The sequence below is a fragment of the Paenibacillus sp. FSL R5-0378 genome (assembly GCF_038009285.1).
Lineage (GTDB): Bacteria > Bacillota > Bacilli > Paenibacillales > Paenibacillaceae > Paenibacillus_AQ > Paenibacillus_AQ favisporus.
This window is the reverse complement of the sequence record NZ_JBBPAY010000001.1, coordinates 4,454,290-4,470,245: the sequence shown is the minus strand read 5'-3', so window position 1 is coordinate 4,470,245 and position 15,956 is coordinate 4,454,290. Positions and strand designations below refer to the sequence as shown.

16 protein-coding genes are annotated in these 15,956 nt (G+C 48.9%); 4 read left to right on the top strand and 12 right to left on the bottom strand.

Annotation, left to right across the window (positions count from 1 at the left end):
• Positions 1 to 127 precede the first annotated feature (127 nt).
• The 5 genes from MKY74_RS20710 to MKY74_RS20690 all read right to left on the bottom strand — a co-directional run bounded on the left by MKY74_RS20710 (position 128) and on the right by MKY74_RS20690 (position 3,876).
• Complete coding sequence (locus tag MKY74_RS20710) at positions 128 to 595, bottom strand: MarR family transcriptional regulator (RefSeq protein ID WP_076165476.1); 468 nt, start codon at positions 593 to 595, stop codon at positions 128 to 130.
• A gap of 94 nt (positions 596 to 689) precedes the next feature.
• The gene (locus MKY74_RS20705; RefSeq protein ID WP_076165478.1) at positions 690 to 1,121 is read right to left on the bottom strand and encodes an SRPBCC family protein; all 432 of its coding nucleotides are present in this window, start codon (positions 1,119 to 1,121) and stop codon (positions 690 to 692) included.
• Between the two features lie 59 nt (positions 1,122 to 1,180).
• Positions 1,181 to 2,095, bottom strand: coding sequence for a tetratricopeptide repeat protein (locus tag MKY74_RS20700; RefSeq protein ID WP_076165480.1), 915 nt, complete (start codon positions 2,093 to 2,095; stop codon positions 1,181 to 1,183).
• Positions 2,096 to 2,303: 208 nt separating this feature from the next.
• Positions 2,304 to 3,041: an SDR family oxidoreductase gene (locus MKY74_RS20695; RefSeq protein WP_076165482.1), complete on the bottom strand. Its 738-nt coding sequence runs from the start codon at positions 3,039 to 3,041 to the stop codon at positions 2,304 to 2,306.
• A 118-nt stretch (positions 3,042 to 3,159) separates the two neighbouring features.
• A complete protein-coding gene (locus tag MKY74_RS20690) occupies positions 3,160 to 3,876 on the bottom strand; it encodes a MerR family DNA-binding transcriptional regulator (protein ID WP_076165484.1) in 717 nt (238 codons plus the stop codon).
• Positions 3,877 to 4,079: 203 nt separating this feature from the next.
• Here MKY74_RS20690 and MKY74_RS20685 point away from each other — a divergent pair, with 203 nt between their 5' ends.
• Positions 4,080 to 5,156, top strand: coding sequence for a GntR family transcriptional regulator (locus MKY74_RS20685; protein ID WP_076165486.1), 1,077 nt, complete (start codon positions 4,080 to 4,082; stop codon positions 5,154 to 5,156).
• Between the two features lie 79 nt (positions 5,157 to 5,235).
• Here MKY74_RS20685 and MKY74_RS20680 read toward each other — a convergent pair whose 3' ends face one another.
• The 6 genes from MKY74_RS20680 to MKY74_RS20655 all read right to left on the bottom strand — a co-directional run bounded on the left by MKY74_RS20680 (position 5,236) and on the right by MKY74_RS20655 (position 11,484).
• Positions 5,236 to 6,369, bottom strand: coding sequence for an acyltransferase family protein (locus MKY74_RS20680; protein ID WP_076165489.1), 1,134 nt, complete (start codon positions 6,367 to 6,369; stop codon positions 5,236 to 5,238).
• The gene (locus MKY74_RS20675) at positions 6,366 to 7,043 is read right to left on the bottom strand and encodes a GDSL-type esterase/lipase family protein (protein ID WP_076165491.1); all 678 of its coding nucleotides are present in this window, start codon (positions 7,041 to 7,043) and stop codon (positions 6,366 to 6,368) included. The genes MKY74_RS20680 and MKY74_RS20675 overlap by 4 nt, the downstream gene beginning before the upstream one ends.
• A gap of 185 nt (positions 7,044 to 7,228) precedes the next feature.
• The gene (locus tag MKY74_RS20670) at positions 7,229 to 9,088 is read right to left on the bottom strand and encodes a sensor histidine kinase (RefSeq protein WP_076165493.1); all 1,860 of its coding nucleotides are present in this window, start codon (positions 9,086 to 9,088) and stop codon (positions 7,229 to 7,231) included.
• The gene (locus MKY74_RS20665) at positions 9,085 to 9,768 is read right to left on the bottom strand and encodes a response regulator transcription factor (protein ID WP_076165495.1); all 684 of its coding nucleotides are present in this window, start codon (positions 9,766 to 9,768) and stop codon (positions 9,085 to 9,087) included. The genes MKY74_RS20670 and MKY74_RS20665 overlap by 4 nt, the downstream gene beginning before the upstream one ends.
• Positions 9,769 to 9,846: 78 nt before the next feature.
• Positions 9,847 to 10,428 carry a dihydrofolate reductase family protein gene (locus MKY74_RS20660; RefSeq protein WP_076165497.1) on the bottom strand — a complete coding sequence of 194 codons (582 nt, stop codon included), beginning with the start codon at positions 10,426 to 10,428 and terminating at the stop codon, positions 9,847 to 9,849.
• An 81-nt stretch (positions 10,429 to 10,509) separates the two neighbouring features.
• Positions 10,510 to 11,484 (bottom strand): ketopantoate reductase family protein, encoded by a 975-nt coding sequence (locus tag MKY74_RS20655; protein WP_076165499.1) that lies wholly within the window; start codon positions 11,482 to 11,484, stop codon positions 10,510 to 10,512.
• Between the two features lie 162 nt (positions 11,485 to 11,646).
• Here MKY74_RS20655 and MKY74_RS20650 point away from each other — a divergent pair, with 162 nt between their 5' ends.
• Positions 11,647 to 12,201: a TetR/AcrR family transcriptional regulator gene (locus tag MKY74_RS20650; protein ID WP_076165501.1), complete on the top strand. Its 555-nt coding sequence runs from the start codon at positions 11,647 to 11,649 to the stop codon at positions 12,199 to 12,201.
• A gap of 102 nt (positions 12,202 to 12,303) precedes the next feature.
• On the opposite strand, the gene MKY74_RS20645 is transcribed toward MKY74_RS20650, so the two are convergent.
• Positions 12,304 to 13,161 (bottom strand): LysR family transcriptional regulator, encoded by an 858-nt coding sequence (locus MKY74_RS20645; RefSeq protein WP_076165503.1) that lies wholly within the window; start codon positions 13,159 to 13,161, stop codon positions 12,304 to 12,306.
• Between the two features lie 151 nt (positions 13,162 to 13,312).
• Here MKY74_RS20645 and MKY74_RS20640 point away from each other — a divergent pair, with 151 nt between their 5' ends.
• Complete coding sequence (locus tag MKY74_RS20640) at positions 13,313 to 14,188, top strand: NAD(P)-dependent oxidoreductase (RefSeq protein ID WP_076165504.1); 876 nt, start codon at positions 13,313 to 13,315, stop codon at positions 14,186 to 14,188.
• 388 nt (positions 14,189 to 14,576) lie between these two features.
• Positions 14,577 to 15,860, top strand: a complete 1,284-nt coding sequence (locus tag MKY74_RS20635) for an MFS transporter (RefSeq protein WP_076165506.1) — start codon at positions 14,577 to 14,579, stop codon at positions 15,858 to 15,860.
• The last annotated feature ends 96 nt before the right edge of the window (positions 15,861 to 15,956 follow it).

The following is a 15,956-nucleotide window of genomic DNA, read 5'->3' as shown; positions in this document are numbered from 1 at the left end:
GTTTCCTTGTCAACAATAACGCAACTTTGTTTCCCTGTCAACAAAATAATCATAACAAAAAAGCAGCCATGCTCCATAGAGCCCGACTGCCTGCGGTTCTCTTATTCATTATTCGAATGGGTCCATCTTAATGAATACTAATACCCTGTTTCATAATTTCGGCATCCAAATGCCTGCTGTACGCTTGGATGAAGCGAAGCATAGCGTCAAATTGCTCCTCGGTTACCTGCTCAAACACGGCTTGATCCCGCTCTTGAAACTCTTGGTGCAGTTCCTCATGGATGTTATAAATGACCTTCCCTTGCTCCGTAAGCCTAAAATAGATTTCTTTTTTGTTATCCGGCTTCTGGTAGCTTTCGATCAGGCCTTTTTCCATAAGCTTCTTCGTTAGTTTACTTAGGGCACCTCTCGTCATATAAAGGGATTCCGCAAGTTTGGTTACGTTGGGATCGTCGTTTTTTCCGATGGCTTCGATGCAATGGACTTCAGAGGGCTTATACCCCTTAAGACTGTCTTCCATCTTGGATTTATTAAGCCAAGCCATCTTGTTAAATAAGTCCCTGAAATCCATCATGACCTGTTCTTGTTTATTCATGGTCTGCCCTCCCGCCCGTTGGTGCATGACCCTATTATATGGAGATTTTGTTTCTATTTCAACAATATCGGCGGCTAAGCAAGCATTTGGCTAACTATTTGATCAGGGAGGCTCTCAATTGAACGCCATATTCCAAATACCCTTTTAAACAAGTCAACATATAGACCCATCCTTCTTTATTATCCACTAATTGACGTATCCAGTTCTGCTCGTTTTCGTTAAACCCTTCTTCCGTCACCTCGACGATACTTTCGGAAATTCCCGATTCAGCAATCGTAATGGTAACTTCATGCCCTTCTCCATCGGCGCCCCATTGAAACACGATTTTTTGGTTTTCTTTGATTTCCATGATCTTGATATCGCCCCGGGCATCGTATTCGTCGTAACTTAATGTAATCGTTTTGCCTTGTTCCCATCTTTCAGAGCTTGAAGTAAACCAGAAATTCCCTATTTTAGCTGGATCAACAAAAGCTTCAAACACTTCACTGACCGGTTTGCCGATCTTCATTTTGGTAACGTTGTTCATGCGACCCATTTCCTTTCATTTTGGAGTTTGTCCACATCATTATAGCCTGATTTCTCATTTCATTCATAATACTCGGGATGTTGATGGCGCTCGCATCCGAACAAGTAACAGCCGGACCGCAAGGAAGTATCGTATTTCATGGGAGGAATATAGCCTGCTGAAATACGCTGGAGCAGCCCCTCATACGCCATCTGTTCCTCAGCCAGTTTCTGAATGTATTCGGCCTTTTCATCCTCCGTCCAATCGTCGTCAAAGGCCTCTTTGTCTGCGTCGCGGATGTCCTCAGCTTTTTGCTGAATGACTTCACTTAGGACTTCATGTGCGCGTGCGACCTTGTTAATTTTCAATAAAGCGTACACAAAGCGGCTGACCCAGTCGGGTGTCTTCCAGTATAACTTCCATCCTTTTTCAAACCATTCTACAGCCTGCTCAAAACTGCCCAGTTCAACATACAATTCTGCCATTTCAACCTGGCCGACAAATTCTTCGTCTTCTTCGGAAAAGGCGTCCAGTTTCCTTTTGGCCTCCTCCACTCTCCCAAGCTCGATCAAGCATTTAATGTGGCTGTACATCGCATAATCAGAGGGCTGAGCACTACGCTGAAAATAGTCGGCAGCGCTCTGAATATCTCCCAAATGATACCTCGCGATCGCCAGGTTATTGTACGCTTCCTCCGAAGGTTGAATCGCTAGGGACCGGGCCAGTATATCCGATGCCTCCGGCCACTTTTCCATGACAATATAAACCTCACCCAACAAATTATATGGAAAATAAGATGCCGGTTTTAAAGCGATGACCTCTTGGAGCAATGCCAAGGCTGCCTCGTGATCTTCCTCTTCATGCACATAGATCCACGCAAGATTGGTCAAAGACTGAACGTCCCGTGACTCTTCCACAGCTTGTTTGAAAAGCGCTAGCGCTTCGTCGTATTTATTTTGTTCAAGGCACGCGATGGCCCTTTGATTCGTGTTCAATGGGTATTTCTCCTTTGGTCTTAGGTGATAGTCATCATGCAGCAAATCGATCGCTACACAAAAATGTTATGCGCTATGTCCCTCTGTGACAAGCTAAAAAATGATTATAGATAGAATGAACCAAATATAGCCAACAAGGAAAAAAGCTCCCGCTGCCGGAAGCTTTAATCGCCAAGTCCATCCGCTAGCGCGGATGACTCATCATTGTTCAGTTGAAACCGCCGTTAACGCGAATCGTCTGTCCCGTAATCCACCGTGCTTTGTCACTGACCAGCAGCTCGACTGCATTCGCAATGTCGTCCACTTCTCCAAGTCGACCGAAGGCGTTCATGCGGCGAAAGGAATCGATCAGTTCCTCGGATTTTCCGTTCAAGAACAGATCCGTTGCTACCTGTCCAGGGGAAATGGTGTTAATCGTGATTCCTTTAGGACCGAATTCTTTGGCCAATTGTCGGGTGATCTGCTCTACGGCACCCTTGGTTGCCGCGTATATGCTGTAACCCGGGAGCATGGCTCCTGCAATCGAAGTTGAAAAATTGATGATCGTCCCGCCTTGCGCCATATGCAAGTTCGCTTGTTGACAAGCGAAGTACGTTCCTTTCACGTTGATTTCGAAATGCCGGTCAAACATGTCTTCCGTCACTTCCGCGATTGGTGCCAGTCCCATGATTCCGGCATTGTTGACCAGAATGTCCAGGCGTCCAAACCGCTCCAGCGTCTCCGTGAACAGCGCTTCGACTTCATTCAAACGGCCTACATTGGCGCGGATGGCAGCCGCTTCGCCGCCGGCCTGCTCAATCGCCTGTACCACCTCAACCGCTTTTGCCTCATTGGAGGAGTAATTCACGACGACCTTCGCGCCGGCATCTGCCAATTGTAACGCAATTTGTCTCCCGATCCCTCTCGATGCTCCAGTAACGATGGCAACTTTTCCATTCAAACTCATATCCGTTTCTCTCCTTTAGAATGTATTGGCCGTGCCGTTTCTCCCGTGCCCGACCTTATGTACTCATTATAGGAAAAGGGGGTTGGGCATCGTTAGAACATACCTATTCAATTCTTGCCTAATTCTCTTCGAAGAAAGAATGGAGCTCAATGTATCTCATCATTTCGGATATGCCGTTCATTTGGTTTTTCAACTGCTCATTCAGCTTTTGCAGTGCCACTTTGAAAGAGCGTTCAATCGCAGCGAGATCAGATGTCTCTAAAGCGGCGAGCAGCTGCTTCATATTTTCGATAAAATAGACGGTTTTCCTAAGACTGCTCAGTACGATGATCTTTTTTAATTCCCCTGACGTAAAGACCCGATACCCGTTTTCCGGGTTCCTTTTGGAGCGAATAAGCCCCTCCTTTTCCCAATGGCGGATGGCGGAGGGGTTTACACCAGCAATCGCGGCCACTTCCCCGATTTTCATTTCTTCCGTTACATGTACATTTCTGTACTTGGTGAAATCGGTTTTCTGGATCAGGCCCATGATTTCTTCCACGCGTTGTTTCTCTACTTGAATATGGTATTGATGGAGATTGATTGTCCATAGTGCCTGTTCGACGTGCCCTTTTTTTAGCAAACTCATGACATCGTAACTGACCGGTATTTCGAATCCTTTGATTAAGGCGCGTAAAGCAATGAAAGCTTGTACATGCAGCGGCGTGTAATATCTTCGATTACTGGCTGTGCGAGGCACATCCGGCACCAAATCGAGTTCTTCATATCTCCGCAAGGTGGTGGTGCTGACATGAAGTCTCGTGGCCATCTGCTTCGGCGTGTAGTTTTTGTCCATGGACGGTCCCTTTCCTTAATGTAAAACCTTAAACTATAGTAACCATATTATAAGAATTACGGGCCGGACCTACAAGGAAAGTTGGGATATCAGCATACATACGGTATCTGTCGCAACTTGTTTCAAGCCTTGCAGTGCAGAACCATATATTTTACCCCGATGTACGATATAATTAGGGATATGTCTATAAGAGGTGAACCTACATGAGCAAGAACGACTCAACACTGCCCAAGTACCAGTTAGTGAAGGATTATGTGCTTTTGCAAATAGAAAATAAAGAGCTTGGCACCCATGACCGAATTCCGAGCGAATCCGAGTTCTCCAAACTGCTTGACGTCAGCTCGATTACGGTGCGAAAGGCGCTGGCGGAGCTGGTCAATGAAGGGGTCATTTACCGCATTCGGGGAAAAGGGAGCTTTGTCGCCGATCCGGCCGTTTCTGTACATAAAACATCCAGTTACGTCACTTTTATGATTTCCGGCAACGAAATGTATGACGCTTCGTATATGCAGATCATTAAAGGGATTCAGTCGTTCATAAACCAGCAGGACTGCAGGCTCATCATTGAATTTGTGGAAAACGACGTCGATCAGGAGCGTGAGGTCATTCAAAAGCTGATCCAATCCGAGAACCGGGGACTGCTTATTTATTCCGCGCATCCGGAGTTGGCCAAGGGATATCTGAACGAGATTCGCCGACAGTCGATTCCCTTTGTCATGCTCGATCGTATTCCTGCAGGTTATCCCGTCAATTGCATTACGTGCAACAACCACGACGGCGCCTACGAAGCCGTGGAGTATTTGATTGCCCAAGGTCATCGGAAAATCGGATTTGCGGCCTATGATTTTCATTTGAGCACCGAGGTTGACCGGTTCAACGGGTACCGGAATGCCATGACACACGCCTCCCTTGCCCCGGCTGACGAACTGTTATACCTGGAGCGGGATTTGGACTATACGAAGCTATGCAGACAAATTCAGCAGGGCGAGCTGACCGCTCTCTTCTGCGTGAACGACCGGCGGGCGCTCGAAATGATCGGACAGCTATCCCAGCGGGGAGTCAACATTCCCGAGCAAGTATCCATCATGGGCTTCGACGACATCGAAAGCGCCAAATACGCCAAAGTATCGCTGAGCACCGTCAAGCAGAATTTTGAGGAACTCGGCTACGAGGGGGCAAAGCTTCTGTTCGAGAACAGCAGCAGTGAAACGCTCAACAGTTACAAAAAGATCTTGCTGTCCACTCAGCTTGTCATACGCGAATCGGTCAAAAAGCTATAGTCTTGCCGCGGCCGGCTCCTAAAAAAACAACAACCCGAACGGCTAAAAGCAAGGGTTGTTGTTTTTTTGACTTTAAACTCTAGGATTCCATGGAAGACCGTTTGTCTGTATTTCCTCGTTGTCTACTCCAGATACTATAGCCATAGCGAATGGGTTTTTCCAGGTACGTCCAGGATATCGCTGCGATGACCAGAACAGCAGTCATTTGCACGGCTGTATGAAGGAAAGACCGTTCCTCTCCTGTAAATGTAAGCAAGAGTATCGGGTAATGCCACAGATATATTCCATAGGAACGAATACCCAACCAGCGAAGCGGCTTCCAGCTTAGGCAGTGCCCGATCCATGTAGAGGGCTGAACGGCCGCGGCGATGACCGCTGCTGTGGCCGTACTTTGCAGTACCATGCCGCCTTGGTACAGGAAGGGTTCGTATTGGCTTGTCCCGCAGATCATCCAAATTAGAACAGCAAGTCCAACAAATCCCGTAAAATCCATTGCGATTGTCGAAAGCCCAGTTCTCCCCTTTCCCTCCTTGCCCAAATTACCAGCGGGCCGGCACAGAGCAAGTCCGGCTCCCATCAACAGGGAGAACGCACGCGTGTCGGTTCCATAATACACCCTGCTCGTATCCAGCAGCCCTGGTACGTAGAGGAAGTACATGGCTAAGGCTGAAGCCAAAGCACCTATAAGAATTATCGCGAACAATAGTTTGCGATTGGTAACGAAGCGGAGTCCCAGCATGAGTATTACCGGCCAGACCAGATAAAACTGTTCTTCAACGGCTAAAGACCAGAAATGCATGAGCGGCGAAGCTGTACTGAACCGCGAGAAGTAAGCTGTGTCGTTAACGATAAACCACCAATTGGTTACATACAGCAAGGACGCTGCAATATCGCCCCATAATTCGGCCAAACGCGTGGTTTGAAATAAGGCGAGCCAGACGATCACAACGAGCAGTACCGAGCACATGGCGGGAAGCAACCTCCGGGCGCGCCGGACCCAAAAGTCCCGCAAATCGATCCGCCCGGTTCCTTCCCACTGCCGGACGAGCAGATCCGTAATCAAATATCCGGAGAGCACGAAGAAGATGCCGACACCTAAAAAACCGCCGGGAAACCACCCCAAATTCAGATGGTAAGCAACGACTGCACATACAGCCAGCGCTCTGATCCCATCCAGACCGGGGATATAGTGAGCTTGTCCCGGATTACTCATGACTCGGGTGTGTTCAGATGGGCTTCCGCTTTTTGAAGAAACAGCGGATAAAACTCATCCTTGAAGTGAACGCCATCCTCGGTATGAAGATCCGCACCCGTCTGGAAAATGGATGACAAGTCGATATAGTCAACTTTTTCATGGGCGGCCATCTGTTTCAGCGAACGGTTGTAGTCCGGGATTTGTTTGTAGCGCGGTTCTTCTTTTAATACTTGGTCCGTCACCGGCGTAACCGATAGGACGTGGATGTTTACATTCGGTACGGCTTTACGAATCCCATCGATCAGCTTGGCATAATGGTTCATGGAATTGGCGATAGGATCGTCTACCGGCATAAGCAGGTCATTGGATCCAAGCATGATGAACACATGCGCCGGCTGCCTTGCGGCGATTTGATCCACGTCTTCAATGGCAAATTGAGCGGTTGCTCCCGCATTGGCGATGGTTTGACTTTTGTCCAACCATTTAGCGATCTTTTCCACAAACGAATCCCCGACGAACATACTGGATGCAAACGCCGACCGCGCAGCATTTGCTTCGGTGCTCGCTTGCTGATCATTCACCGCACCTGGTGTATCTGTCGATACCGTACTGCCATTTACTCCCGAGCTGCAAGCCGATATGGAACAAGCCATCGCCCCGGCAAGCAAAATAAACCCCATTTTTTTCTTCATGTTGAAGGACCTCCTTGATTTCTGTTCCTTGTGTTCGTAAGACAGCATAAAAGAACCAAATCAAGATCAGGTAAAGATGAAGTCAACAGGAGCTAAAGAATGGTTCTTCCAAGCTAGACAAAACAAAACGCCCGTCCTGCATCATACAGAACCGGCGTTTCCTTGCGAGGGAATGGTTACATTCATCAAGCCTTGTGGAGGTAAAAGTAAAACAGGACACCATCCTCCGTGTTCATGGCGCCATAACGGGAGCCGTGGAGCTCCAGAATATTTTTGCAAATGGCTAGCCCGAGTCCCGTTCCTCCATCCGACCGCTTCCGTGCAGCATCTCCCCGGTAAAAGCGGTCCCAGATTTTATCCAGCTGGTCTTCAGGGATTCTGGCACCTTTGTTCTCAACGCTGACTTTAACAGCCTCTCCTTCTTCTCTGGCCGAAATATGGATCGACTGGTTTTCCGGTGTATACCGAATGGCATTCGTCAGAAAATTGGCAAGCACCTGCTCGATCCGTTGACGGTTGCCCCATACTCTCGCTTGGTCGACTTGAATCATCAAATTCAAATGTTTATTCTCCATATCCTGCGTCAGCAGCCCGCACGCATCGTGAATGGCTTCATCAATGTCAAACGGATCTCCCTTCATTTGGTAGGTGCCGGATTCGAATTTAGCCAGCTCGAGCATATCCACGACCAGCAAATTCATGCGGTCCACTTCCTTCTCCAACGCTGCCATGTAGTAATCGTTCTTGTGCCGCGCTACGCCGTCCTTCACGGCGGAGAGGCAGCTTTTCATCACGCTGAGCGGGTTTTTTAGCTCATGGGATACGCTCGCGATAAACTCTTTGCGTGTGTTTTCCAGCTTCTTTTCTTTTTCGATGTCCTGTTTCAGCTGTTCAATACGGGAATGCAGGGCGTCAGACAGTGTGTTGATATTTTTGGCCAAATCGCCGATTTCGTCTCTGGACAAGACAGGAACCTTCTCGGAAAAATTCAGGTTGGCAATTTTTTCAGTAACCCGGTTGATCTGCAGTAAGGGACCGGCAATTTTCCTTGAGTAATAGTAGGACGCAAACAGAATCAGCACGATGGCCAAACCAAGGACATAACCGTAATAAGCCTTGACCATATTCAGCGCATCGTCTACAGGCTGCAGGGATACCATAGCGAACAGATATCCCTCTCCGCCCACCGAATCCTTCACCCGCAGGACGACCTGCTTATAGGGAATATCGTTCCGGTGTTCGTCGGTAATCTGCAAGGATGGTTCGTCCGCTATACCAGGGTTCAACAGGAGCTCGGCCTGATAAGCCCGCGCCCGCTCCATAAAGAAAGATTGGGGAGCAAGATACGACAGAGATGTGAAACTATCCTGCGGTACATGAACGGCTTGGACGGTCCCAATGATCATCGTTACCAGTGAAGTTTCCGCTGTGCCGGAATACTTCTCATGAAGATACTGATTCACCTGCTCCTCAAGCTGCCGGTTTTCCCAAAAGGGCTGCCCTTTGACCCCTTCCAGCTGTGCCGGTGTTAAAGCGCCTAGCGTGCCGGGAGGGAAAATTCCGGTTTTTCCGATGATGTAAGGAATAAGCGCGGAATCCTTGACGACACCGTAAATACTGATTCGCATTCCCGGAGATAATTGGGGAGTTTTCCCGCCAAGGATCTCCTCCTGGTTGACTAGATGGTAGAGGGGTATCCGGATTTCTTTGTTCGAGAGCTCCGGGTGCTCTTGGGAAGAGTCCAGTTTGACTTCCATCGCAAAATCGTTCGCTTGATGCATGTTCCCGTATCGATCGAGCGGGGTGATCCATACATGGTACTGGTCGTAGAACTTCTGCTCCAGCTGCAGTATGGCTTTTTCACTACCCGGCGTTTGCTCGTATTCATTGGCGAAATGCCGGATGGATTTAACCGTTTCCTTTACCTTCTGGTTCGCGTAAAACTGTTTAAAAAATACCGTCTGTCCTATGACGACCGCACCCAAAATCAGCATGCACAGCGCGGCCGTAAGCAAAAATAACTTAAAAACGATCCTCGTCCTCATGCCGGATCCTCGAATTTGTAGCCGATCCGAAGAATGGTTGTGATCAAACTTGACTTATCGCCGAGCTTGATGCGCAAATTGCGGATATGGGTATTCAAAGTCCGGTCGTCCCCCGCATCTTCATACCCCCATATTTTGGCGATGAATTGTTCCCTGGTGATGACCATTCCCGGGTTTTTCATCAGCAGGACTAAAATTTCATATTCCGTAAAAGTCAAGTGAAGTGCTCTGCCGTCAACGGCGGCGGATCTTGAAGTGAGATTCAGGCTAATGCCGCCAAGCGACAAGCTCTGATGGACAGCGTTGACCGGTTGCCGACGACGGCTGTCGAGCAGACGCTTCGCTCTAGCCATCAAAATAGGCGGGCTGTAGGGCTTGGTTACGTAATCATCGGCACCCAGTTCAAATCCGAGCAGTGTATCCTCTTCATCCGACCGGGCCGTCAGCATGATGATCGGAACATTTGACGTTTTGCGGATCCGCCGGCATACCGACCATCCATCCAACTCAGGCAGCATGATATCCAGAATAATTAGCGCAGGATCGTTCGTTTGAAATAGATGCAGGGCTTCTTCCCCATCAGCAGCCTCCAGCACTTCATACCCCTCATTCGCAAAATAATCTTTGGCAATTTCCCTTAAAATGGCTTCGTCTTCGGCAATTAATATCGTTTCTTGCATGGAATCTCTCCCGGCTTTCGCATTTCTTAGTTCATAAAATCTTATTGTAAACGAAGCCCATAAAACAAGACAACCTTCCTAGAAAGGTTGTCTTGTTTTATTTGCCGCCTGATACTGTAAACCAACGACTCCGTTGGAATAGGTTTTAGTTTGCGTCAACTGCAGCGACTGCCGCTGTCCGGCCTGTGCGAATAAATGCTCGCCTTGGGATGCGACGACCGGATGAACCAGCAGCCATAATTTGTCGTAAAGCCCGTGCTCGATAAACGTTTGCCACGTCTTCACGCCGCTTTCCACTGAAATTCGCTGCACGGCTTTCTTTCGGGCTTGGAGTTCTTCATTAAGGGAGTGCTCGTCTTTCACCAGCAATAATTCCGAGTTTCTCCAGGATAATTCCACATCGGCGTGCGATACCACCAGTTTAGGAATGTCGTTCATCTTTTTGGCAATGGCCTGCTCCAATGCATCGGATGAGTTCTCCGCCTGCTGCCAGTATTCGGCTAATGAGGCGTACGAGTTTCTGCCGACGATGATCGTGTCGATCGTCTGATAATAGTCCAGATAATCTTCGAGAATTTCCCTGCTAAGCGTCATCCACAGATGCTCATCCGACACAATGCCATCCAGCGAGACCTGCATGGTAAGAATGATTTCACCCATATCAATAACAACCTCCCATAAAAGCGTTGTAATTAAATGCATTATATCAGTGATCCCGGGAGCATGTTTCTCACCGATTGCTCATTCTCCAACTCGGTCAATTGAAGACAGTTGAAGGTGTTGGATGTCAGTATTTTTACTGAAGAAAAACTGTTTCTCAAGATCGTCCAACCGGGGAGTAGGTATACCCGCATTACGCTTCCAATCGCCGAACGCTTCGAAGAAGGCGGCGATTTCCTCGAAAGATCCGTCCACCAATCGGGCTACCGGCACGCTGTGGTAAATTTTCAGCGCCAGGCTGGCCGTCCGTTTATGGTTGCGGAAAAATGCTGCTTGACCGGCAGGCGTAATCGTATATCCCAAGGCTTCAAGCACCCCGAAACCTTCATCAATCGCCGCAATGATCTGCGTACGTATTTCTTTATCCTTGGCTATTTCTTGCAGCCTTCCGCCTTTGGCAAACAAGGCAGCATTCATCGCCAAAATTGGAACGATGTGGCTCTTTAACCAAGCGTCCATATCCTTATGAAACACCAGCTTGTATTTGGTACTTTCGAACGCTTTTTCCAGCAATGACCGAAAAGAAACCGGCACGTCAATCCCGCCCAGTACCATTTGCCCGCCTGCGCGGATACAGACGATGCGTCCATTTTCCCTCCGCCCCGCGCTAATCTGAAAACCAAAGGCGACCTGTTTATCGGTCCGGCTCATTTGCTGCAGTTCATGCTGCATCCTGCGAGAATCCGCATTATTTCCTACCAGAACGATATGACGGCTCTGATTCGCAGCCAGTACAGGCAGCACGGATGGAAAATCCGGATAGGTCATGACGACAAAGATGAGATCGAAGCTCTCCTCTGCGTCCAAAGAACGAATAACCCGGGTCCGGTCGACCGTCGTTTTGCGCTGAAAATAGTGGCGGATGACGAGGCCGCTCTGCTCCAGTTCCTCCGCCCGCTTGCCTCTGGCCAATACAGTCACATCATGGCCTCCGCGCACCAGTACGTGCGCCAAGTAGCTGCCTAAAACGCCTGCCCCGTAAACCAATATGTTCATAAATACTCCTCCGCTCCATTATTTTTAACAAATATTGATTTATCAACAAATGTTGATTAGACTTAGCATATCAATGCGATAAGACGGCATCAATCGGTAATGTTCTTGCTTTTGTCGATAAATCAACAAACACATATTGAGTGTTCAAAAAAAGGAGAAACGATGGATAGACGGATTGCAAAAACGCGGGAAGCGATACTCAAAGCCTTCGTCGAATTATTGGAGGAGAAAAAAATCGAGCATATTACGATCAACGAAATTGCGGATCGGGCTAATGTAAACCGGGGGACCATTTATTTGCATTATGCCGACAAATACGACTTGCTGGATCAGTGTATCGACAGCTACTTGAAGCAATTGTACGAGACCTGCATGCCTGGAAAAGACACAACCTTGTTTGCGTCCGATGGCCCGCTGCTTGAAACGTTTGAATATTTGGAACGGCATGCACACATCTACGAAACGTTGTTGACAAGAAAAGGAACCCACGCGTTCAGAGGCCAAATGATGACTTTCATCATCAGGGGTGTCGAGGAGCAGGTCCAAACTTATGGCCTTCCGCAAGGAGCGAATCGGGAGATCACGGTACAATTTGTGGCGGCTGCAATCACGGGGCTGGTGGAATGGTGGATCGTAAATTCGATGCCGTATCCGCCAGAAGTGATGGTTAAACAATTGGTGATGCTGCTGGAACAGCATCTGCCGACGGTATCCTGATGCAAACCAGACACGCATACAAGCAGCAAAAAAGCCGCCTGATTGGCGGCTCTTCGTGTGTACCTCCTATAAGGACGCTGTCTGATTTTTTCCCCTCCATCATTACACAGCCATGGATTCGAGTATCAACTTGGAGAATGCAACGAAAGCTTTGCTGGAATAACGATCTTTGCGGCGGATAAGACAGGTCTGCGTATATCTGTACTGTTCCGGAATCGGAAATGCCCCAAACGCCGAGTAGTCCCCTGCTAAGACGGAGGCCGGCAGCAGCGTGGCAGCAAGTCCGGAGCGTACGCACCCGATCAGCGTCTCCAGCGAGCTGAATTCGATGATATTATCGAAAGAAACTCCCTCGCTTCGCAGCCAATCCTCCAATGCCCGCCTGAATGGACAACCTGCCGGCGACACGGCCCATCTCGTCTGTGACAAATCCGGGAACCCGCGCATATGTGACGGGGTTACCAAAGTTAACTCTTCGCGCTGGATATGTTCAGATACCAGGTGCGGAGAAGCAAATTCGCCGGTCACGAACGCTCCATCCAATTGATGGTCCAGCACTTTAGTCAGAAGATCCGGTGACGTCCCGGACCAAATGGACAGCGAAACATCGGGATACCGGCGTTGAAATTCTGCCAGGGTATCCATGAAATCCAGACAAGTTACGCTGTCCACCACGCCGATCGCAAGCGGTCCGCTGGGAAATTCCGTTTCTTTAACGACTTGCACCGCTTCTTCCGACAAATTCAGAATACTCTTCGCGTATTCACTGAAGGTCACTCCTTTATCGGTCAACGTTACTCCTTTAGGATGTCTGTAAAATAAGGGAAGACCGAGCTCTTCTTCCAACTTGCGAATCCTTGCCGTCACATTCGATTGTACATAGCCCAATCGTTCGGCAGCCCGGGAAATGTTCCCTTCTTCTGCGATGGCCAGAAACACCTTCAGATCCGATAGCTCCATTTACGACCAACCCTCATTTCGGTATCAATAATAATGATGCTTGTATGATTTTCAATCATTATACGCCAAATCGATCCTGCCTTACAATGAAATAGCCGAGGGATTACAAACACGAATAACGGCAAAAAATCATGGGGAGGAATGAACAAACATGAGTGATATAACGGTTATTGGGGCGGGTCCTATGGGTTCAGCGTTAGCCCGGACCTTACTGCGCAGCGGCAAGAAGGTGACGGTCTGGAACCGGACAAGCGAGAAGGCAGAGGCTCTCGTTCAGGAAGGAGCGGTTTTTGAGCCCAATGCCGCATTTGCTGTGAATGCCAGCCCAATCATTATCGTATGCGTGGCAACCTATGAGATATCGCGGAGCATCTTGGGATCAGAGGATGTCGCCGCTAGAATGGCCGGTAAGTTAGTGGTGGAGCTCAGCACGGGGACTCCTCAAGATGCAAGGAACAGCGAGGCGTGGGCACATGAACAGGGTGCCGATTATCTGGACGGTGCCATTATGGCAACACCTCCTCAGATAGGAATGCCTGATACACCTATATTCCTGTCAGGCTCGGAAAGCGCATATCGGCGAAGTGAGCCGGTTCTTAGAGTATTGGCTGGAAACCTTATATATCTGGGCGAATCGGTTGGATCCGCCTCTGCATGGGATTTGGCTGCCCTTTCCACGTTATTCGGATCGATGTTCGGCTTCTTTCACGGCGCGCGCATTCTTGAATCCGAAGGTCACCGGGTCGATACGTTCGGTTCTATGATAGCCGACATCTCCCCTGTTTTCGGGCAAATGATCAAGCATGAAGGAGAACTGATTCAGTCGGAGACTTATGATCAGCCCCAAAGCTCGGTCAAAACCTGCATGTCAACGGCAGAGTTATGGGTGAAGCAGGCAAGCGAAGCACGGATCAATCCGGATTTCCCCAATTTCGCCAAGGGATTATACGAAAAGGCGATACAAGCCGGATACGAAAACGAAGAGCTTGCTGCGGTCATTAAAGTTCTCCGGACGGACAATGAATGAGGCAAACGGAAACCCTCGAGTGCAAATGAAATTTTATTTACATCGACACCTAAGTCATATTGTCTGCAGAAATTCGGCGTGATAGAATATGTACACTTACAATCGGTAAAAAGGGGAATCGACAGGATATGCTCCTCACTGGTCGTTCTGAAGTGCAGGCTTAATCGCATACGAAAGCAGGAAATCTCCATCTTTGACGTTCTGTCAATCCGCAGAGCTTTGATTCGATGCGCCTTTTTCCTGCTTCCCACTTCAGAACATCAGCACAACAAGCAGCACTTTGGTCGGAGGCAGGCGCTCTTTCGCGCTCCTCAGTTCCGAAGTTACAAGCTTCCGTGGATCTGTAGTTCCATGGGAGCTTTTTTGCTGCCATAAAAGGAGAATAGCCATGTACCCTTCTAAAGCCTTACCTTACGTTTTTTTCGGTTTGCAGGGTTTTTCCATGTTGGGAAGCCGCATGACCTCCATTGCGATCGGGCTCAAATTATACCATGAAACGGGTCAATCGACCCCCTTGCTGCTGCTGGCACTTTTCAATGAGCTTCCCCTCTTGTTCTTGGGCGGCTGGATCGGCATCGCTGCTGACCGCTGGAAGCGCAAAACGGCCATTATTGCCGGAGATACAGGCCAGGCGGTCTGTACGCTGCTGCTCGTGATATGCCTGATGAACATCCATTCCACGCTGTGGCCGGTCTATGTTATTGCTGCCGTGCAGGGATTGTTTGTAGCGCTGCAGAGCACGGCAACCTCCGCCATGATCCCGCTTATGGTGAGGGATGAAGAGCTGGATCGCATAAATGCCATGAAAGAGCTGCTCTTTCCGCTTGCAGGGGTGATCGCCCCTTCGTTGACTGGTTTACTCTACGAACCGTATGGAATTAGCATCATCTTGGCGGCGGATCTGTTCACCTTCCTGATAGGAACCGGCGTGGTCGCTTTTCTCCCGCTGCCTGAAATGAAGCACGAAGAAAGACCGCTGGAGAAAATTCGCATATGGAACGATGCCATTCAAGGTTTCCGATTTTTGTGGAAAAACAAACCGCTGCTCTATCTGCTTCTGTATTTTGGATGGTGGAATTTTATTCTGAACGGGCCGCTTGAGCTGGCTATCCCTTTTTTCCTGCAGCGCACAGGGAGCAGCGATGCTTTGACCTTGCTGTTGGGAGCAATGAATGCCGGTGCTTTGGCCGGTGCGGCTGCCGCTGTATGGTGGGGACATTTTCGGTATAAAATCAGGTTCATCTTCAGCGGCTCAATCCTCACCTCCTTGATGTTTGTCCTGCTCGGAACGAGCACTCATGTCATCGTGCTGGGAGCCGCCGTATTTTTGCTTATGCTTCCACTCGCGATGACAGGGGCTTTGTTTTACTCCATTTTGCAGCGTAAAACGCCCCTTTCCCTTCAAGGACGAGTATTTGCCGCATATGGCCAGTTATGTGCCCTCATGGCGCCCATGTCCTTCCTTATTACGGGACCGATGGCCGATCAATGGCTCGAAAGGTTCCTCCTTGGGACGAAGCTGTCCCCTTGGCTTACCTGGATCATCGGTTCAGAAAATGCGACCTCGATTGGGCTCATCTTCGTCGTAAGTGGTCTTCTGCTGCTCCTCGGGGCGATGTGGACGCTATCTTCCCGCCAGGTTCGCCGTTTAGATTCAGACATCGACCTATAGGATAGAAAATTTAACGCCGCCGGTATATTACCGGCGGCGTTAAGGTTTTAATCGGATTCGATTAATCAAATTATAACTCCTATTGTGACTTGCCGT